The organism is Dactylosporangium sp. McL0621 (assembly GCF_049995355.1).
In the GTDB taxonomy this organism is placed as follows: domain Bacteria; phylum Actinomycetota; class Actinomycetes; order Mycobacteriales; family Micromonosporaceae; genus Dactylosporangium.
Window position 1 is genome coordinate 2332215 of sequence record NZ_CP188259.1, and the last position, 18048, is coordinate 2350262.

Genomic DNA, 18048 nt, shown 5'->3' on the forward strand with positions numbered 1-18048 from the left:
AGGGGTGTGACGGGGGTCACCGGCGACGGGACAACGGGCCTCGATGCGGAGCGATAACTTGCTGCTCGATTCCGTTGCCGTGGAGGTCCCTCATGCGCGCTCTCGCCGCCGCCGTCGCCGTCGCCGGTGCCGCTCTCGCCGGCGCCGCCCTCGCGGTGCTGCCGGCCACCGCCGCCCTGGCCGCCGACCCGCAGCCGGACCTGGCCGTGACCATCGCCGCCGACCAGCCGTCCTACGCGGAGAACGCGCCGTTCTCGCTGACGGTCGTGGTCACCAACCACGGTGCGGCCAAGTCCGTGCACTCCCACATCGCCGGCGGCTACGTGAAGAGCCTGGAGGACGTGGACTACGGCGCGCTGGAGACGGGCTTCGACCTCGACGCCGCCGGCTCCAAGACGTTCACGATCACGGGGAAGACCACGCACCAGGCCTGGCGGTACGGTGGCGCCCCGCTGAGCTTCACCCTTGAGTCGGACAACGGCGACGCCAACCCCGCCGACAACAGCGCCGGCCTGGTGATCAAGGTCCCCGGCGCGTTCGGCGACGTCGACGTCCAGGTCTGCGTCGGCAACGCCCCGACCGGCGACTGCGGCGACGGCAGCCCGGGCGCCCCCGGCATCACGGTGATCGCCGTCGAGGACGGCACGGACAAGACCTACGGCCAGGCCGTCACCGACGCCAAGGGCATCGCCCACCTGACCCACCTGCCGGCCGGCTCCGTCGGCCTCCGGTTCTCCACGCCGCCCGGCTGGCAGATGGTGCTCCCGGAGGGCGGCGCCGGCGACGCCCAGGTCGTCGAGGGCCAGCGCGGCCTGAACTCGGTGTTCGCGAAGCGCGTACCCGTGCCGAGCTCGGCCGCACCTTCCGCCCCGGCGCTGCCGGTGACCGGCTCCGACACGGCCCCGCTGGTCGGGGGCGGCATCGCCGCGGTCCTGGCCGGCGCGGTGCTGATCCTCGTCGCCCGCCGCCGCCGGATCATCCTGCGCAGCTGACCCCCGGGCGCCGACGCACCCCTCAGTCGTCGGCCTGACCGGCGAAGTCGGGGCGCAGGCCGAGCGCGAACGCCCCCAGCGCCATCAGCGTCGTGGTGACGGGGGCGCCGGTGAGCTCGGCCAGTTCCCTCCGCTCCCCGGTGGCGCCGGCCTTCATCCTCGTGAAGAAGCCGTCTGCTCGCCGTCATCACCTCGGATCCGACCCGTCGACGCCCGCTCTGGCATGCTTCACCGTGTGCCGGAGGGCCGCTCTTCGTACTCGTTCCGCCCGTTCGGCGACCCCGGGCGGCAGCGATACCTGCACCCGGACGAGCTCGCCGCCGTCTACGACTCGCCGGAGGCCGGCCCGGACTCGATGTTCCGCTGGGACGGCGCCCCGTACGCGGCGCTCATCGTGTCGGCCATCGGCCATGAGCACTGCCTGGCCGTCCTGCGCACGGGCTCGGCGGACCGCTTCCTGGTCGAATCCGGCCCGGCCGGCGACGCGACCGTGACGATGCAAGGCGCCCGGGTCGCCGTGCCCCGCGCCGCCGTGCTGCCCCGCCGGTACGGCCTCGAGGCATTGCAGGGCGTGGGCGACCTGGAGCGGTTGCAGGCCGCCCACGCGTGGCGAGAGGTGCCCCGATGGCCGGACGACCCGCTGTACGCGCGCCTCGGCGACCGCGTCGAGGACCTGCTGGACGCGGCCTTTGAGCTGGTGCTGGCGGACCCGCACGGCGATCCGGCCGGGCTGCGCCACGTCGGCAACCTCATGCTGCTGCACAACACGGTCATGTCCGGCGGCGTGGGGAAGGCCCGCTCGGACCGGTCCCCGCAGTTCGTCGAGGCGGCCGCCGACGGCGCCGAGTACCTCGGTCTACCTGACCTCGCGGCGGTCATCCGCCGGATCCACACCGACCGCGACTCCGGGTGGCGGCTGGCCGCGCAGTACTACGCGTACTCGGGGCCGTTCGCCGACGACGCCGGAACGATCCGCGCCGCCGTGGCGAGGCGGGTGGACGCCGCGCCGCACGAGTTCGGCTGACCGTCGTCGAGCAAGATCGGCGGGTTCCGGTCAGCGGCGGCGAATCCACCAGATGATGCCCAGCACCACCGCGAAGCTCGCCGCCGCGGTCACCACGTACGGCACCACGCGCCGCACCGCCGGGCCCACCCCGGCCATCGCCAGCAGGTCGATCGGCTCGGCGTCGGGCTGTACCGGCGCGACCGGCTCCCCCGCCCGGGCGTCATCCACGGTGACGACCGGCCCCTCGGACCCCTCCGGCGCCTCCCCGCCCGTGACCGGCGCGGCCGGTGCGGCCGGCGAAGGGGCGGTGTCCTCGGCGAGCTTGCCCGCGAGGCAGTCCGCGAACTGCCCGATGAGCCTGCCGCTCACGTCGCCGATGAGGCCGCGGCCGAACTGGGCGGCCTTGCCCGTGATGTCGAGGTCGGTCGACACGTTCACCCGGGTTCCGTCACCCTCCGCGACGAGCGCCGCGGTCACCGTCGCGCGGGCGGTGCCGCCGCCGCGGCTGTCGGCGCCCGACGCGCCGATCACGACGCGCCGGGCGGCCTCGTCGCGCTCGACGAAGCGGCCGGAGCCCTTGAACGTGAGGCTGACCGGGCCGAGCTTCACCTTCACGGTGCCGGTGAAGTCGTCGCCCTCGACCGAGGTCAGTGTGGCCCCGGGCATGCAGGGCGCGATCCGTTCGATGTCCAGCAGCACGGCCCAGGCCCGCTCGACCGGGACGGGCACGGCGAAGGTGTTCTCCAGTTGCACGGGCCGCTACCTCCAAAAGGTCGATGGCCCCGGCACGCGCCGGGGCCACCTCGACGTTAGTCAGATTAAACGCCCAGCGCGCGGCAGACCGCCCGGGTGGTCAGGACCCGGGCGAGCTCCCGGCGGTACTCCGCGGACGCGGTCAGGTCGTCCACCGGCGCGGTGCCGGTCGCCGCCCGTGAGCAGGCCTCGGCGATCGCGGTGGGGGTGGCCGGCGAACCGGTCAGGGCCGTCTCGACGTCGCGGGCGCGATGGGGTACCGGGCCCACGTTGGTCAGCGCGACGCGGGCCGCCCCGATGCCGCCGTTGTCGCGGCGTACCGCGGCCGCCACCCCGACGATCGCCCACGACTGGGCGGTGCGGTGGAACTTCTCGTAGTGCACGGCCCAGCCGGCGGTCGAGGGCAGGCGTACCTCGACCAGGATCTCGTCCGGGGCGAGCGCGGTGGTGAACAGGTCGACCGCGAAGTCGGCCGCGGGGACCGACCGCCGGCCCGCCGGGCCCTGAACGACGTATGTCGCGTCCAGGGCCGCCGCCACGGCGGGCAGGTCGGCGGCCGGGTCGGCGTGGGCGAGCGAGCCGCCCAGGGTGCCGCGGTGACGTACCTGGCGGTCGCCCACCGTCGCGGCCGCGGCGGCGAGCAGCGGCGCGTGCTCGCGCACCAGGTCGGACGCCGCCACCTCCGCGTGCGTGGTCATGGCGCCGATGACGAGCGCGTCGCCGTCGACGCGTACGCCGGCGAGGCCCGGCACCGCGCCGAGGTCGATGAGCACGGTTGGGGCCGCGAGCCGGAGCCGGAGCACGGGCAGGAGCGACTGGCCGCCGGCGAGGAGCTTGGCGTCCTCGGCCGAGCCGAGCGCGGCGACCGCATCCTCCACAGTGGACGGCCGCGTGTAGTCGAACGGAACCGGGATCAACTCGCACCCCCTCGCTTCAGCGCCCGCCACACCCGCTCGGGAGTGCACGGCATCGGTACATCGGACACCCCGTAGGGCCGCAGCGCGTCGACGATCGCGTTGACCACGGCCGGGGTCGCGGCGATCGCGCCCGCCTCGCCGACGCCCTTGACGCCGAGCGGGTTCGAGGTCGCCGGCGTCTCGGTCCGGTCCGACTCGATGGTCGGCAGGTCCGCGGCGGTCGGGATCGTGTACTCCACGAACGACCCGGTCAGCAGCGTGCCGCCGGCGTCGTAGACGGCCTCCTCGTGCAGGGCCTGCGCGATGCCCTGGGCCACGCCGCCGTGCACCTGGCCCTCGACGATGAGCGGGTTGACCACCCGGCCGACGTCGTCCACCGCGACGTACCGCCGGATCGTGACTCTCCCGGTCTGCGTGTCGACCTCCGTCGCGCACAGGTGCGTGCCGTGCGGGAACGAGAACGTCTGCGGGTCGAAGGTGGCGTCGGCGTCAAGCGACGCCTCCACCCCGTCGGGCAGGTCGTGGGCGGCGAAGACGGCGAACGCGCAGTCCCCGATGGTCTTGGCGGCTTCGGGTGTACCTCGCACCCGGAACGCCCCCGCCGCGAACTCGAGATCGTCCGGGCTGCACTCCAGCATGTGCGCGGCGACCGTCCGCGCCTTGTCGCGTACCTTGCGGCAGGCCTCGACGAGCGCGACCCCGCCGACGGCGAGGGAGCGGGAGCCGTACGTGTCCAGCCCCTTGTGCGAGGTCCGCGTGTCGCCGTGCAGCACCTCGACGTCGTCGAAGGCCACCCCGAGCTCGTCGGCGACGATCTGGCTCCAGGCCGTGACGTGACCCTGGCCGTGCGGGCTCGTGCCGGTGACGACCTCGACCTTGCCGGTGGGCAGCACGCGCACCGCGGCGGTCTCCCAGCCGCCGGCCGCGTACCGCAGCGCGCCGAGGATCCGCGACGGGGCCAGGCCGCACATTTCCGTATATGTGGAGACTCCGAGCCCAAGCTGTACCGGATCCCCCGCTGCTCGCCTTTTCGCCTGCTCCGCCCGCAGGCCGTCGTAGCCGAACAGCTCGAGGGCCTTGTCCGTGGCCGCGTCGTAGTCACCGGAGTCGTAGACCAGGCCCGCCACGGTCGTGAACGGGAACTCCTCGGCCTTGATCCAGTTGCGGCGGCGCAGCTCGATCGGGTCGAGCTCCAGCTCGGCGGCGAGCTCGTCCATGGCGCGCTCGATCGCGTAGGTCGCCTCGGGCCGGCCCGCGCCGCGGTAGGCGTCGGTGATCGTGGTGTTGGTGAAGACGCCGGTGCACTCGAAGCGGTACGCCGGGACCTTGTAGATCGAGTTGTACATGAATGCGCCCAGGATCGGCACGCCCGGCCCGACCAGCCCGAGGTAGGCGCCCATGTTCGCGATGAGCTTGACGTCGATGCCGGTCAGGGTGCCGTCGCGGCGGGCGGTGAGCGTGATGTCCTGGATCTGGTCGCGCCCGTGGTGCGCGGAGAGCATGGTGTCGCCGCGCGTCTCGGTGTACTTGACCGGCTTCTGGATCCGCTGGGCGGCCAGGAACGCGATCATCTCCTCCGGCGTGACCTGGAGCTTCCCGCCGAAGCCGCCGCCCACGTCGGGCGCGATGACCCGGATCTTGTGCTCGGGGACGCCGGTGAGCAGCGCATAGAACACGCGCAGGATGTGCGGGATCTGGGTGGCGGACCAGATGGTGTACTCCCCTGCGCCCGGATCCACCACGACGCTGCGCGGCTCCATGAAGGCCGGGATCAGGCGCTGCTGCACATAACGGCGCTGGACGCGCACCTCGGCGTCGGCGTCGGCGACGCTCGTGCCGGTGCCCGCGGCGGCGGAGTCGAAGATCCAGGTGTACGACCGGTTGGTGCCCTTGTCCGGATGCACCAGAATCTGGTCTTCGGCCGCGGCGGCGAGGTCGAGCATCGGCTCGAGCGGCTCGTAGTCGACCTCGATCGCCTCCAGCGCGTCGATCGCGCTCGCGGCGTCGCGGGCGGCGACGACGGCGACGGCCTCCCCGTGGTACCGGACCAGGTCAACGGCCAGCGGCGGCCGCACCGGGTGCACGATGTCCTCGGTCACCGGCCACGCGCACGGCAGGCTGCCCTGCACGTCGGCGACGTCGGCGCCGCTGAACGCGGCCACCACGTTCGGCGCGCTCAGCGCCCCGGACACGTCGACGCGCGTGATCCGCGCGGAGGCGTGCGGGCTGCGCAGGATCGCCAGGTGCAGCATCCCGGGCAGCGCGATGTTGTCGGTCCAGCGCGTACGCCCGGTGATGAGCCGCGCGTCCTCCTTGCGCCTCCTGGCCGCGCCGACCTCGGGTTCCACGGTGGCGGTCATACGTGGACCTCGCTGACCTCGCTCGTGCGCAGCGCCGCGGCCGCGGCCTGGACCGCGCGCACGATGTTCTGGTACCCGGTGCAGCGGCAGAGGTTGCCGGACAGCCCCTCCCGCACCTCCTCCTCGGTCGGGTCGTCGTTCTCCCGGAGCAGGTCCACCGCGGACAAGATCATCCCGGGCGTGCAGTACCCGCACTGCAGCGCGTGCAGCTCGTGGAAGGCGCGCTGCACCGCGTGCAACTCGCCGCCGGGGCCGGCCAGCCCCTCGATCGTGGTGACACTGGCGCCGTCGGCCTGCACGGCGAGGACGGAGCAGCTCTTGACGCTGTGCGGCACCGCGTCGGGACTGCCCATGAGGACCGTGCACGAGCCACAGTTGCTGGTATCGCAGCCGACGACCGTACCAACCTTGCCGAGCCGCTCACGAAGATGTTGGACGAGGAGGGTTCGCGGCTCGACATCATCGACGTAGCGGCTGCCGTCGACGTCGACACTGACGCGAACTCGTTGGGCAGAGGACATGCTGCCTCCCGCGGGGGACATGCCAGTCAGGCAATGCCTGATCAGCAAACGCCTCCAATGAAGATCAAAGCAAGACCCTGGGTCTCCGGCTCGCTGCGCTCGGGGTGGGGGAGCTTCGCTCCACCCACACCCCCTCAAAACCGAGGCCACCGCGTCCTGTGGGTAGTGCTCGAGCCCAGCTGAGCGCGCCGTGCCCGATTAGGTTTCCGCGCCGTGCCCGTCTGTACGTGTGAGATCGACCTACGGGAGGCTGGCACGATGCGGAAACTGATCTTCGGTATGAACCTGAGCCTGGACGGCTACGTCGCCGCGCCCGGCGACGACCTCGACTGGGGCGTACCGAGCGACGAGCTGTTCCAGTGGTGGTCCGACCGGGTGGGGGCGACCAGCCTGGCGCTGTACGGGCGCAGACTGTGGGAGACGATGAGCTCCCACTGGCCGACCGCCGACCAGCAGCCCGGCGCCACACCGGCGCAGATCGAGTTCGCCCGTCGCTGGCGGGACATGCCGAAGGTGGTGTTCTCCTCGACGGTCAGCACGGTGGACTGGAATACCCGCCTGTTCACCGGGGACGCGGTCACCGAGATCACCCGGCTCAAGGCCGGGGACGGCGGCCCCATGGACATCGGCGGCGCCACACTTGCCGCAGCGGCCATGCGGGCCGGGCTGATCGACGAGTACGTGCTGGTCACTGCCCCGGCCTTGCTGGGCGGCGGCGCGCCGTTCTTCACGGCCCTGGACAGCTGGGTGAGCCTGAACCTGGTGGAGACGCGGACGTTTCCCGGCGGCGTGGTACTGACCCGATACGAGACGAGGCGATGAGCACGGGCCAGGTTCTGGGCTCGTGAGGCCAGAACCTGGCCCGTGCTCACCGTGCCCCTCGGCCTTGAGGGAACTGTCCCGGCCCTTCCTCGCGTTCCGATGTGTGATCACAGTGTCGGTGGCAGATCCAGCCATGGTTTGTCGGCGGCGTCGAATCCGGTGAGCTCGGCGATCTTCCCGTCGACGATGTGCAGGACCGCGATGGCGAAGAGCCGGTACTCGGGGTCGTCGGGGGTGCGCAGGTACAGCACGGCGGCGGGCATGCGGTTGACTGTCGTGGTGATACCGCGCCAGTCGTCGTGGCCGTGCTGGAAGAGCCCACCGGAGAGCCAGCCGTTGACCGCGTCCTTGGCCGTCGTGGTCACGGTGCCCGGATCGGGCAGCATGGCGAAGCGCAGGTCGTCGCGCAGCAGGGACGTCAGCCGGTCGAGGTCGTTGCGCTCATGGGCCTCGATGTACGACTTCACCGCGCCGCGCTCGTCATCCGACAGTTCGTGGGTGGCGGGGCTGCGCCAGTCGAGGCGGCGGTCGGGCAGCTGCTCGCGCATCGTCACACGGGCCCGCTGCAGTGCGCTGGTCACTGATGCGACGGTCAGCGCGAGGGCGTCGGCGGCTGTCGACGCCGGCCAGCCGAGGACGTCGCGCAGGATGAACACCGCCCGCTGCCGCGGCGGCAGGTGCTGGACGGCGACGATGAACGCCAGCTCGATCGTCTCCCGCGCCACCACCGATTCCTGTGGGTCCTCGGGGAGCATCCGGTCGGGGTACGGCTGCAGGTACTGCACCTCGGAGTCGGGGTCCGGCAGCTCGGACGGTACGGGGGTGCGGTCGTTGCGCTTCTCCAGGAAGTCGAGGCAGGCGTTCGTCGCGATCCGGTACAGCCAGGTCCGCAGGGCCGCGTGGCCCTTGAACGACTCCCGCTTGTTCCACGCTCGCAGGAACGTCTCCTGCGTCATGTCCTGGGCGTCCTCGTAGTTCGCGAGCATCCGGTAGCAGTGCACCTGCAGCTCACGCCGGTGGCGCTCGGTCAGGAGCGCGAACCGCGCGGTATCGTCCGCGCGGACCGCCGCGATGAATGTGGCCTCGTCGGCGCCAAGCCGTCTGGCGTCGGTCATATCGTTGATCCTTCCACCGGTGCGAGAGTGCTAACTGAACTGACGACGTGGCGGCGGATTTCTGATCGGCGAAGCCACGGACACCGGGCCGTTCCGGGATCCCCCCTGACAGCTCGCGCACCGTGCGTCACTCGCGAGCATGAACACCAGAGCGCCCGCTGCGGCATGTTGGTGTGCACTGCGGGGCCTCACCAACCGGAGGCTGAGGTTGGGGGACGTGGCGATCGCCCTGATGCGTTGTAGCCGTCCGAGCGCTTCCGGCCCCGCCAGATCGAGCTTGTCACGGGCGACATCACTGCGCGGATCGATGGTGGCGTTGCCAAGGCGCCGCCAACGCCTGAGTCGGAGCTACTGTGCTCCGCATGCACGTTTCCGGTTGGCTCGACGACACCCGGACTTCCTACGACACCGTGGCGGTCAGCTACGCCGACCTGCTGCGCGACGCCCTCGCCGGCGAGCCGTTCCAGCGGGGCATCCTGTCGCTCTTCGCCGAGCTGGTGCGCGCTCAAGGGAACGGGCCGGTCGCCGACATCGGCTGCGGTCCGGGCCGGATTACCGCCTACCTGCAGGGCATCGGCTTGGACGCGTTCGGTGTCGACCTGTCGCCCGCGATGATCGACGTGGCTCGGCAGGACCATCCCGGCCTGCGTTTCGAGGTCGGCTCCATGACGGGTCTCGAACTGGCCGACAGTTCCCTGACCGGCCTGCTCGCCTGGTTCTCGCTGATCCACGTCCCCGACGACGAGGTACCCACAGTCCTCGCCGAGTTCTTTCGGGTGCTGCGCCCCGGCGGGGCCCTGCTGCTGGGCTTCCACGCCGGCGACGGCAGCAACCTCAAGACCGAGGGCTACGGCGGCCACCCGATGCACGTCTACGTGCACCGTCGTTCACCGGCCCGGGTCGCGGCTTGGCTGGACGCCGCCGGCTTCACCGTCGAGGCCGAGATGGTGCATCGCCCGGCCCCAAACGTCGAGGGTGGCTTCGTCTTCGCCCACCGGTGAGGTACGCCGGGGAGGCATCGGTGATCGCCGCGGCATGTGCGGGAACAATTGGACTTTGCACATGGTCGCGGAAACAAAATGTATCTCTGTGTGCGTCATCTTCCCAGAACGGCGGATGGTAGCCGGAGCTGCCCTTCCACGTCCGCGGCGGCGGATGCGGCACACCACGGGCCTACGGCAACTCCCAAACTACTGTTTCAAATATGGCGCAATAGCCATCACAATGTTTTGTCGCCTTCATGCGAACAGTGCGCCCCTCGCCGGTGAGTGCACAAACAGTGTCGCCGACCTTCAAATGCAATGAAGTCATGGAGGCGGCCGCTGCGCGATTTGTGCAGTCGAAATAGGAAGGCTGCGTCTTGCCGCTCCAGAGCGCGAGAGAAGAATCGCCATCCGGAAAAATATTGCCGTTCCAGGCGTTGTATTCAAAGTCTCCGCCATTTTCCTTCCCGGCCTTTGCGGGAGGAACTCGATCTAGGTCCTTGGCGTCGGTGACAATGGTTACCTCGCCCGTGTATCGAACTTGCGGGGCTGTGGCACTAGCTGACGGTTGGCCTGACTTCGTCGCGCTCGGTGGCGGGTTGGCGAGAGGCGAGCCTCGGAACGAGTCGGCCAACGCGACGGAGGCAACGACCAGTATGGCGGTGACAACCAGCACCGCGCCAACAAATCCGATGACGGTCGGTCCACGACGTCTTCTGGGCTTGCGAGCGGTTTCACCGACAGCCGGGAGCCCTACCCGGCTGTCGGCCCGGTAGGGGACTGGCCGAACGTCACCGGCCCGTGGAAGTGGTTCTGGCCGACCGGGCCATAACTGGTGCCGACTCTCGTGTTGAACACCGGCGCCCGCTCCGCTTCGACGAGCTTGAGCAACGCCCCGGCCGTCGCGAGGATCTCCCCGTCGCGCGCCGCGCCCGAGTCGAGCAGGTCCTGACCGATGCGCGCCTTCCAGACGCCTGACTCGGTCTCATCGGCGTCGAGCGCCTTCCGTGCGGCGTCCCGGTCGTCGAAACGGCGGCGGATCAGACCCTTCAGGCCGCTGTACGCGTCCTTCACGGCTTCGTTGGCCGTGCCGGAGACGCCCATGCTCGCCCCAGCGGCGAGCGCTGCGATGATCATATCGGTATCGGCCACTGTAACATTCGCTCCCGCGGGTGAAGGGCTTGTCGCCGCAAGCTAAGCATGTCGTGTTGATGATGCCACCGGCCGGCCGGTTGCCCGACCGTCGCCATCCCTCGTACGAGGAATTGTGATCGTGACGAGACTGGCCACTGAACGCGAGCTTGCATCCGCACATCGGCATGTTCGCGAACCGCGGCGTCAGGCTCGGAGGCCATGTAGGCGGCGAGGATGTAGTCGGGGTGGCGGTCGAGGTTGTTGCGGGCCCGGTCGGCGGGACGCTCACCGGCGACCCGGGCGTGCTGTACAACCCGCACGTCGGGACCACCGAGGCCTACGCGGTCACGGGCGGCGGGCTGTCCTATGTGTACTACCTGGGCGGCTGGTCGTCCTGGACCAACCTCGGCGGCTCGGTGCAGGGCACGCCCGCGGTGCTCTACAACCCGAAGTACGGCACCACCGAGGTGTACCTGCGTACCTCCGGCAACCAGCTGGCGTACGTCTACTACCTGGGCGGCTGGTCCGGCTGGACCGGCCTCGGGGGCAGCGTCGACCAGGACCCCGGCGTCGTCTACAACCGCTCGTCGGGCACCACCGAGGTCTACGTGCACACCGCCGGCGCCGAGCTCAAGTACGTCTACTACCTGGGCGGCTGGTCGGGCTGGAACAGCCTCGGCGGCGCCAACACGGGAGCCCCGTCGGTGCTGTACAACCCGCGGTTCGGCACCACCGAGGCGTACACCCTCGCGCAGGACGGGCACGCGTACTACAAGTACTACGCCGGGGGCTGGTCGACCTACGTCGACCTGACCGCCTGACGCTCAGTGGGTGGGGCCGAGGGTCGGCCACGGTGACGGCGTCCGCGGCAGGGTGAAGGTCCGCACGTCCTCGGGCGTGCGGCCCGAGCCGATCCAGTCGGCCAGCGCCGCGCCGGTCGCCGGGGCCATCATGATCCCGGTGGTGAAGTGGCCGCCCGCGAACCAGGCGTTCGTCACCCCGGGCAGGCGGTCCACCACCGGCTGGCGGTGCTCGATGTGCGGCCGGAAGCAGCACCAGCGGTGGCTGATGCGCGCCTCGGCGGCCGCCGGCACCAGCGTCGCGAGGTCCTTCGCCATCGGGTCGCTCACCTCGGGCCGCACCTCCGGCGAGCGGTCGCCCTCGTCGAAGGTGCCGCCGCAGACGACCCCGCCGCCCGGCAGCGGCGTGCCGCCGCCGTAGGGCCCGGCCAGGACGCTGCCGAGCCGCCAGGGCCCGGGGGCGAGCGCGAGCATGTGGCCCTTGACCCAGCGCTGCGGTACCCCCTGATGCCACGGCGGCGGCACGAGCCCGGTGGCCACCACCAGCGCGCCCGGGGTGAGATCGCCGGCCGTGGTGTGCACGGTCGAGACCCGGTCGCCGCGCACCGAGACGCCGAGCAGCCCGACGCCGGTGACCACCTGCCCGGCCCGGGCGGCGAGCGCGGCCGCCAGCCGCAGCGGGTCGACGGCGAGCTGGCCCTCGAAGAGCCGCGCGGCGGCGCCGTCGGGCAGCCGCACATCGGGCTCCAGCGCGCGCACGCCGGCGGCGTCGAGCAGGCCGCGGCGGCCGGGGAAGGCCGGCACGCCGGCGGCGCCGTCGAGCGGATCGCCGCGGCCGGGGATCGCCGGCACGCCGGCGGCGCCGTCGAGCAGGGGGAACGCCTCCACCGGGCGGATGTCCAGCCAGCGGGTGGGCCAGGCGCCGATCGCGCCCTGCCATTCGGCGTCGAGGTCACGGTACAGCTGCCGGCTCTTGCGCCCGAAGGCCACGAACCGCGGCCCGTCGCTCTCCTCGTGCAGGTCGGGGGCGATCGCGCCGCCGTTGCCGGAGGAGGCGCCCGGGACCAGCCGCGGGGCGCGCTCGATGAGCGTCACCCGCCCGAGGCCGGCCCGGCGGGCGAACACGGCCGCGGCCAGCCCGATCGCGCCGCCGCCGACCACGAGGACGTCGGGGCTGCGGTCCAGGTCCGGGGGGCGGCCGGGGGCGAGCCGGGCTCGATCGTCGGGGCCGCGCCGGTCGTCCCAGACAGTCACACGATCCACCGGGCAATTGTTGCTCAACTATGGCGTCATTTGGATCACGACCTTTCTGATCAGCGGAAAGTTGCGCTGCGAGATAGACGTACTGCGATCTAGACTGTGGCTCGGCCTTAGGAGGTGTCCGATGTCACTGCTATCGGCTCTGGACTCCAGGCACACGGTCGCCCCGGAGGGGTACAGCCGCTGGCTCATCCCGCCGGCGGCGCTCTCCGTGCACCTGTGCATCGGTCAGGCGTACGCCACGAGCGTGTACAAGAACTCGCTCATCGCGCACTTCGGCGCCAGCCAGACCGCGATCGGCATCATCTTCAGCATCGCCATCGTCATGCTCGGGCTGTCGGCCGCGGTCGGCGGCACCTGGGTCGAGCGCAACGGGCCGCGGAAGGCCATGTTCGTCTCGGCCTGCTGCTGGGGCGCGGGCTTCCTCGTCGCCGCGCTCGGGATCAGCACGAAACAGCTGTGGCTGGTGTACCTCGGGTACGGCGTCCTGGGCGGGATCGGGCTCGGGATCGGGTACATCTCGCCGGTCTCGACGCTCATCAAGTGGTTCCCGGACCGGCCCGGCCTGGCCACCGGCCTGGCGATCATGGGCTTCGGCGGCGGCGCGCTGATCGCCAGCCCGCTGTCGCGGCAGCTGCTGTCGCTCTACGACGCCGGCTACGACCCGAACAACGCGAAGTCCGTCGCCGGCGGCTCCGCTCTCGTCCTGCTCTTCGTCACGCTGGGCATCGGCTACTTCCTGATCATGATGTTCGGCGTCTTCAACGTCCGCGTGCCCCGCGAGGGCTGGCGGCCGGCGGGCTTCGACCCCGCCTCGATCCGCGAGAAGCCGCTGGTCACGACGGCGAACGTGAGCGCCGCCAACGCCCTGCGGACCCGCTCGTTCTGGCTGCTGTGGGTGGTGCTGTTCTGCAACGTCACCGCCGGCATCGGCATCCTGGAGCAGGCCAGCCCGATGATCCAGGACTTCTTCCGCGACGCCGGCGTCTCCAGCGTCAGCGTCGCGGCCGCCGCGGGCTTCGTCGGGGTTTTGTCGCTGTTCAACATGGCGGGCCGGTTCGCCTGGTCGGCCACGTCGGACCTGATCGGCCGCAAGCCGATCTACATGGGCTACCTCGGCGTCGGCATGGTCCTCTACGCCCTGCTGGCCTCGGTGGGCCACACCGCCACGGCCCTGTTCGTCCTGCTGGCCGGCTTCATCCTGTCCTTCTACGGCGGCGGCTTCGCCACCGTGCCGGCCTACCTGCGCGACCTGTTCGGCACCTACCAGGTCGGCGCGATCCACGGCCGCCTGCTGACGGCCTGGTCCGCGGCCGGGGTCGCGGGCCCGCTCATCGTGAACGGCTTCCTGGACGCGCAGGGCAAGCCGGGCACGCTGACGGCATCGGCGTACCAGCCGGCCCTGTTCACCATGGTGGGCATCCTGGCCGTGGGCTTCGTCGCCAACCTGCTGATCCGCCCGGTGCCGCAGCGCTTCCACGAACCCGTGACCGCCGAACCGGAGAAGGTGGCGTCATGAGCGTCCGCTTGATCGTCAGCTGGGCCCTGGTGGCCGTCCTCCTGGGCTACGGCGTGATCGAAACCGCCATCACCGCCGCCAAGCTGTTCCAGTAGCCTCTCATCCGGCCTGCCGGCGCCCCTCCGCGAAGAACGCCGGCAGGTCGGGCAGCTCCCGCAGCGGGTGCGCCGCCCCGAACGACACGTTCCAGAAGTCCCCGGTCCGCGGCTTCCAGGGTCCGACGTACGCGTACGGCTCGTCGATCGTCGCGTCCCCGGCCGACACCCCGTAGTTCACCTCGTCGAGCGAGACCCCGAGGTCGAAGTGCTCCGGCCACAGCACCGGCGTGGCGTCGGCGCTGAAGGCCCGCAGCGCCGCGTCCCCGGCGGCGAACCCGGCCAGGATCTCCGCGGCCCCGTCCAGCACGACCGGGTCGTCCGCGGACGCGCCGGAGCCGTCCGGGTACAGGTCGCGCGGTGCCCCGGGCTCGACCCCCGCCGCCGCGGCGAGCTCCCCGAGCGTCCGCCCGGCCAGCGTCACCCGGCGCCCGCCGTCGTCGCCGATCACGAGCGCGTCGGCGGTCACCCGGAGATCGGGCGCGGCGACGGTGGCGAACCCGCCGTCGAACACCCGCAGCCGGATGGTCCCGCTGGCCCGGTGCTGGGGCCCGGCGAGCACGAGCTCCGCCAGCCCATGAAGAGAACGTCGCGTTGCGTTGGTCACGGGACCCATGATGCCCGCAACCTGATCGCCTGCCCAACGGATGCTTAAGTTTCGATGTGATGGCTTCCCCGGGCAGCTCGGGACGCGTTAGGCAGACTGCCTAACAGATGTGTCACCCCCGGGAGGCCCCATGTCACGACGACTCGTCCTGCTCGGCGCGGCCGGGCTCGCGGTCGCCGTCGCGGTGGCCGGCGCCACCTACGCGTCGGCCGCCCAGTCCACCGCCCGGGCGCCGCAGACCGCCGCGGCGCCCGCCACCTTCGCACACCCCGGCGTCCTGGTCAGCCAGGCGCAGCTCGACTTCGTCCGCGGCAAGGTGCAGGCGGGCGAGCAGCCGTGGAAGGCGGCGAACGACCAGATGATGGGCTCGAAGTACGCGTCGCTGACGCGCACGCCGAAGCCCCGCGCGACCGTCGAGTGCGGCTCGTACTCGAACCCGAACAACGGCTGCACGGACGAGCGCGAGGACGCGATCGCCGCGTACACCCTGTCGCTGGCGTGGTTCATCACGCGCGACAGCCGCTACGCGACGAAGGCTATCGCGATCATGGACGCGTGGTCGGCCACGATCAAGGAGCACACCAACAGCAACGCCCCGCTGCAGACGGGCTGGGCGGGCTCGTCCTGGCCGCGGGCGGCGGAGATCATCCGGTACACCTACAGCAGCTGGCCCGGCCAGGCGCGCTTCGCGACCATGCTGCGCACCGTGTACCTGCCCAAGGTGATCGGCGGCAGCAGCAGCAACGGCAACTGGGAGCTGTCCATGATGGAGGCCGCGATCGGCATCTCCGTCTTCCTGGACGACCGGGCGAGCTGGGACAAGGCGATGGCCAAGTTCCGGGCGCGCGTCCCCGCGTACATCTACCTCGCCACGGACGGCGCCTACCCCAAGGGCATCGGCTCCGTCGACACGAAGTCCGAGATCGTGAACTACTGGCAGGGCCAGGGCACCTTCGAGAACGGCCTCGCCCAGGAGACCTGCCGCGACTTCACGCACACCGGCTACGGCATCTCCGCGATCTCGCACATCGCCGAGACGACCCGGATCCAGGGCCAGGACGTGTACCCCGAGATCGCCGACCGCCTGCGGTACGCGCTCGGCTTCCACAGCCGCTACCAGCTGGGCGAGGCCGTTCCGTCCTGGCTGTGCGGCGGCCGGCTGAACCTCGGCCTCGGCCCGGTGACCGAGGTCGCCTTCAACGCGCTGCACAACCGCATGGGCATCGCCATGACGAACACGCAGCGGCTGACCGAGCAGTCGCGCCCGGCCGGCAGCAACAACCTGTTCGTCGCCTGGGAGACCCTGACGCACGCGAACAATCCCGCCTGAGCGATGTGACACCGGGGCGCCGCCGGGCGTGTAGATGGTATGACGATCCACACGCTCGACGGCGTCCCGCCGCCGGCCGTCGCCGGGAGGGCCATGCCGCCCGATTTCGCGGAGTGCTACTCCGCCTCGTTCGGCGCCATCGCGGGGCAGCTCGCGGTCTACCTCGGCAGCACCGAGGAGGCCCAGGAGGTGACCCAGGAGGCGTTCATCCGCGCCTGGGTGCGCTGGGGCCGGATCGCGCGCTACGAGGACCCGGCGGCCTGGGTGCGCCGCGTCGCCTGGAACCTCGCCACGAGCCGGATCCGCCGCGCCCGCGTCGCCCTGCGGCACTGGCGCGGCCAGCGGGCCGAGCCGGTCGCCGGGCCGGGCCCCGAGCGGGTGGCCCTCGAACGCGCCCTCGCCGCCCTGCCGGCCGACCAGCGCCGGGCCGTGGTCCTGTACTACCTCGCCGGCCTCCCCGTCGCCGAGATCGCCGAGCTCTCGCGGGTGCGCGAGGGCGCCGTCCGCACCTGGCTCTACCGGGCGCGGATCGCCCTGGCCAAGCACCTGACCGACGAGGGGGACGACCATGTCTGAGCTCGACGAGCGCCTTCGCCTCGCCCTCCGCGACCTGGACGACCAGGCGCGTTCGGCCCTGCGCCCGCCGGGCCCGGGCGGCATCCCGGCCGCGGCCCGCCGCCGCCGCGTCGCGGTCGCCGCCGGCGGCACCGCCCTGGCCCTGCTGCTGGCCGCGGCCCTGGTCTGGGTCGCGCGCCCGCCGGCGCCGGAGCACCCGGCCGGCGCCCCCTCGTGCGCCCCGGCCGAGGGCGGCGCGTTCCTGCCGGCGCAGGCGAGCGAGCAGCAGCGCGAGCAACTGCAGGCCGCCATCGCCGCGTCGCCCGAGATCGTGTCGTACACCTACCAGTCCGCGGAGGAGGCCTGGGCCGGGTTCCAGAACGCCTTCCGCGACGCGCCCGACCTGGTCGCCGCGACGAAGCCGGACTCGCTGGCGGCGAACTTCCGCTTCGACCTGCGCTGCGCCGGCGACTTCCCGGCCGTGCGGGACCGCCTGATGCCGTTCGCCGTGGACGTCTTCTGCAACGGCTGCGGGGCGGTGCACGAGCCGGGGCTCGACAAGCCGGTCCTGCCGGCTCAGTCGCCGTCCAGCGCGGAGCCCACTCGCTGAAGGCTCCGGGCCAGGGCCGGGATCATCACCGCCGCCGCCACGAGGTGCAGCCCGATCAGGGCGACGGCGGTGGCGGCGTTCGCCCCGGCGACCAGCGGCGGGGCCAGCGAGATCGCGGTGAGCGGCACGGCCGTCCACACGAACCGCGCGGCGGGCCGTGCGCTCCAGCGGAGCAGGGCGGCGGCGATGGCGACGCCCACGACCGAGAAGAAGCCGGTCACCACGGCGAACCCGGGCAGCGGGATCGCCTCGCCGCCGTCGGGGAGCTCGAAGTCGGCGCCGGCGGCCGCGGCCAGCGCGGCGGCGAGGGTGGTGGCCGCCATCGCGGCGAGCGTGGCGATGAGGCCGGTGCCGGCGAGCCGGCGGAACCGGTGGGCGGGGCCGGCGACGACCCGGGTGTCACTCATGCTGTCCATGGCGTTCCTCCATCGTTCGGTGACCGGGGGTGACGATGTGCACCGTCGCCGTGCGACGGCCGGGGTTGCGCAGGGCGCGGACGCCGGTGCCGCGGAGCCAGAACCCGGCGTCGCGCCCGAGGACCGGCCCGGGCGCGCCGTCGCGCAGCTCCAGCTGCACCCGCCCGCGGACGACGACGCCGAACGCGTCGCGCCATTCGGCCGCGACCACCGCGACCCGCGCGCCCGCGCGCAGCGTGAGCGTCCGCACGGG

The 18048-nt window shown here is 71.9% G+C and carries 22 protein-coding genes and 1 pseudogene; 10 read left to right on the forward strand and 13 right to left on the reverse strand.

From position 1 onward, the window contains the following. Positions 1–92: 92 nt before the first annotated feature. On the forward strand, positions 93–992 hold the full coding sequence (locus ACPPVO_RS10750) for an LPXTG cell wall anchor domain-containing protein (RefSeq protein ID WP_426511062.1): 900 nt from the start codon (positions 93–95) through the stop codon (positions 990–992). A 22-nt stretch (positions 993–1014) separates the two neighbouring features. Here the strand turns inward: ACPPVO_RS10750 and ACPPVO_RS10755 are convergent, their stop codons facing one another. Beyond that, a complete protein-coding gene (locus ACPPVO_RS10755; RefSeq protein WP_426514962.1) occupies positions 1015–1149 on the reverse strand; it encodes a hypothetical protein in 135 nt (44 codons plus the stop codon). Positions 1150–1227: 78 nt separating this feature from the next. On the opposite strand from ACPPVO_RS10755, the gene ACPPVO_RS10760 reads away from it, so the two are divergent. Then, positions 1228–2016 (forward strand): hypothetical protein, encoded by a 789-nt coding sequence (locus ACPPVO_RS10760; RefSeq protein ID WP_426511063.1) that lies wholly within the window; start codon positions 1228–1230, stop codon positions 2014–2016. Positions 2017–2046: 30 nt separating this feature from the next. On the opposite strand, the gene ACPPVO_RS10765 is transcribed toward ACPPVO_RS10760, so the two are convergent. The 5 genes and pseudogenes from ACPPVO_RS10765 to ACPPVO_RS10785 all read right to left on the reverse strand — a co-directional run. Next, complete coding sequence (locus ACPPVO_RS10765; protein ID WP_426511064.1) at positions 2047–2751, reverse strand: SRPBCC family protein; 705 nt, start codon at positions 2749–2751, stop codon at positions 2047–2049. Positions 2752–2816: 65 nt separating this feature from the next. Continuing rightward, the gene (locus ACPPVO_RS10770) at positions 2817–3668 is read right to left on the reverse strand and encodes an FAD binding domain-containing protein (RefSeq protein ID WP_426511065.1); all 852 of its coding nucleotides are present in this window, start codon (positions 3666–3668) and stop codon (positions 2817–2819) included. Beyond that, positions 3665–6028 (reverse strand): xanthine dehydrogenase family protein molybdopterin-binding subunit, encoded by a 2364-nt coding sequence (locus tag ACPPVO_RS10775; protein ID WP_426511066.1) that lies wholly within the window; start codon positions 6026–6028, stop codon positions 3665–3667. Before ACPPVO_RS10775 ends, ACPPVO_RS10770 begins: the two co-directional genes overlap by 4 nt. Beyond that, entirely contained in the window at positions 6025–6381 is a 357-nt protein-coding gene (locus tag ACPPVO_RS10780; RefSeq protein ID WP_426514599.1) for a (2Fe-2S)-binding protein, read from the reverse strand. The genes ACPPVO_RS10775 and ACPPVO_RS10780 overlap by 4 nt, the downstream gene beginning before the upstream one ends. A 45-nt stretch (positions 6382–6426) precedes the next feature. Then, positions 6427–6570, reverse strand: a pseudogene (locus tag ACPPVO_RS10785) (hypothetical protein); the annotation flags it as partial. Positions 6571–6807: 237 nt separating this feature from the next. Here ACPPVO_RS10785 and ACPPVO_RS10790 point away from each other — a divergent pair. Further along, on the forward strand, positions 6808–7371 hold the full coding sequence (locus ACPPVO_RS10790; RefSeq protein ID WP_426511067.1) for a dihydrofolate reductase family protein: 564 nt from the start codon (positions 6808–6810) through the stop codon (positions 7369–7371). 107 nt (positions 7372–7478) lie between these two features. Here ACPPVO_RS10790 and ACPPVO_RS10795 read toward each other — a convergent pair whose 3' ends face one another. Then, on the reverse strand, positions 7479–8486 hold the full coding sequence (locus ACPPVO_RS10795) for an RNA polymerase subunit sigma-70 (protein WP_426511068.1): 1008 nt from the start codon (positions 8484–8486) through the stop codon (positions 7479–7481). Positions 8487–8848: 362 nt separating this feature from the next. Here ACPPVO_RS10795 and ACPPVO_RS10800 point away from each other — a divergent pair, with 362 nt between their 5' ends. Beyond that, positions 8849–9487, forward strand: a complete 639-nt coding sequence (locus tag ACPPVO_RS10800; protein ID WP_426511069.1) for a class I SAM-dependent DNA methyltransferase — start codon at positions 8849–8851, stop codon at positions 9485–9487. 172 nt (positions 9488–9659) lie between these two features. Here ACPPVO_RS10800 and ACPPVO_RS10805 read toward each other — a convergent pair whose 3' ends face one another. Both ACPPVO_RS10805 and ACPPVO_RS10810 read right to left on the reverse strand, forming a co-directional pair. Beyond that, complete coding sequence (locus ACPPVO_RS10805; RefSeq protein WP_426511070.1) at positions 9660–10145, reverse strand: hypothetical protein; 486 nt, start codon at positions 10143–10145, stop codon at positions 9660–9662. Between the two features lie 77 nt (positions 10146–10222). After that, positions 10223–10606 carry a hypothetical protein gene (locus ACPPVO_RS10810; RefSeq protein ID WP_426511071.1) on the reverse strand — a complete coding sequence of 128 codons (384 nt, stop codon included), beginning with the start codon at positions 10604–10606 and terminating at the stop codon, positions 10223–10225. Between the two features lie 242 nt (positions 10607–10848). Between ACPPVO_RS10810 and ACPPVO_RS10815 the strand changes: the two genes are divergently transcribed. Further along, the gene (locus ACPPVO_RS10815) at positions 10849–11424 is read left to right on the forward strand and encodes a hypothetical protein (RefSeq protein WP_426511072.1); all 576 of its coding nucleotides are present in this window, start codon (positions 10849–10851) and stop codon (positions 11422–11424) included. 3 nt (positions 11425–11427) lie between these two features. Here ACPPVO_RS10815 and ACPPVO_RS10820 read toward each other — a convergent pair whose 3' ends face one another. Further along, positions 11428–12666: an NAD(P)/FAD-dependent oxidoreductase gene (locus ACPPVO_RS10820; protein WP_426511073.1), complete on the reverse strand. Its 1239-nt coding sequence runs from the start codon at positions 12664–12666 to the stop codon at positions 11428–11430. Positions 12667–12793: 127 nt separating this feature from the next. On the opposite strand from ACPPVO_RS10820, the gene ACPPVO_RS10825 reads away from it, so the two are divergent. Next, positions 12794–14182 (forward strand): OFA family MFS transporter, encoded by a 1389-nt coding sequence (locus tag ACPPVO_RS10825; RefSeq protein WP_426514600.1) that lies wholly within the window; start codon positions 12794–12796, stop codon positions 14180–14182. Further along, positions 14179–14277 (forward strand): MFS transporter small subunit, encoded by a 99-nt coding sequence (locus tag ACPPVO_RS10830; protein ID WP_426511074.1) that lies wholly within the window; start codon positions 14179–14181, stop codon positions 14275–14277. The genes ACPPVO_RS10825 and ACPPVO_RS10830 overlap by 4 nt, the downstream gene beginning before the upstream one ends. Positions 14278–14281: 4 nt before the next feature. Here the strand turns inward: ACPPVO_RS10830 and ACPPVO_RS10835 are convergent, their stop codons facing one another. Then, positions 14282–14884, reverse strand: a complete 603-nt coding sequence (locus ACPPVO_RS10835) for a hypothetical protein (protein WP_426511076.1) — start codon at positions 14882–14884, stop codon at positions 14282–14284. Positions 14885–15014: 130 nt separating this feature from the next. Between ACPPVO_RS10835 and ACPPVO_RS10840 the strand changes: the two genes are divergently transcribed. The 3 genes from ACPPVO_RS10840 to ACPPVO_RS10850 are packed head-to-tail and all read left to right on the forward strand — an operon-like array spanning position 15015 to position 17379. Continuing rightward, complete coding sequence (locus ACPPVO_RS10840; protein ID WP_426511077.1) at positions 15015–16214, forward strand: alginate lyase family protein; 1200 nt, start codon at positions 15015–15017, stop codon at positions 16212–16214. Positions 16215–16253: 39 nt separating this feature from the next. Continuing rightward, positions 16254–16790 (forward strand): RNA polymerase sigma factor, encoded by a 537-nt coding sequence (locus ACPPVO_RS10845; RefSeq protein WP_426511078.1) that lies wholly within the window; start codon positions 16254–16256, stop codon positions 16788–16790. Then, positions 16783–17379, forward strand: coding sequence for a permease-like cell division protein FtsX (locus ACPPVO_RS10850; RefSeq protein WP_426511079.1), 597 nt, complete (start codon positions 16783–16785; stop codon positions 17377–17379). The genes ACPPVO_RS10845 and ACPPVO_RS10850 overlap by 8 nt, the downstream gene beginning before the upstream one ends. On the opposite strand, the gene ACPPVO_RS10855 is transcribed toward ACPPVO_RS10850, so the two are convergent. Both ACPPVO_RS10855 and ACPPVO_RS10860 read right to left on the reverse strand, forming a co-directional pair. After that, positions 17346–17795 carry a DUF6069 family protein gene (locus ACPPVO_RS10855; protein ID WP_426511080.1) on the reverse strand — a complete coding sequence of 150 codons (450 nt, stop codon included), beginning with the start codon at positions 17793–17795 and terminating at the stop codon, positions 17346–17348. The genes ACPPVO_RS10850 and ACPPVO_RS10855 overlap by 34 nt on opposite strands. Next, on the reverse strand, positions 17779–18045 hold the full coding sequence (locus ACPPVO_RS10860; RefSeq protein WP_426511082.1) for a hypothetical protein: 267 nt from the start codon (positions 18043–18045) through the stop codon (positions 17779–17781). Before ACPPVO_RS10860 ends, ACPPVO_RS10855 begins: the two co-directional genes overlap by 17 nt. Positions 18046–18048 lie beyond the last annotated feature (3 nt).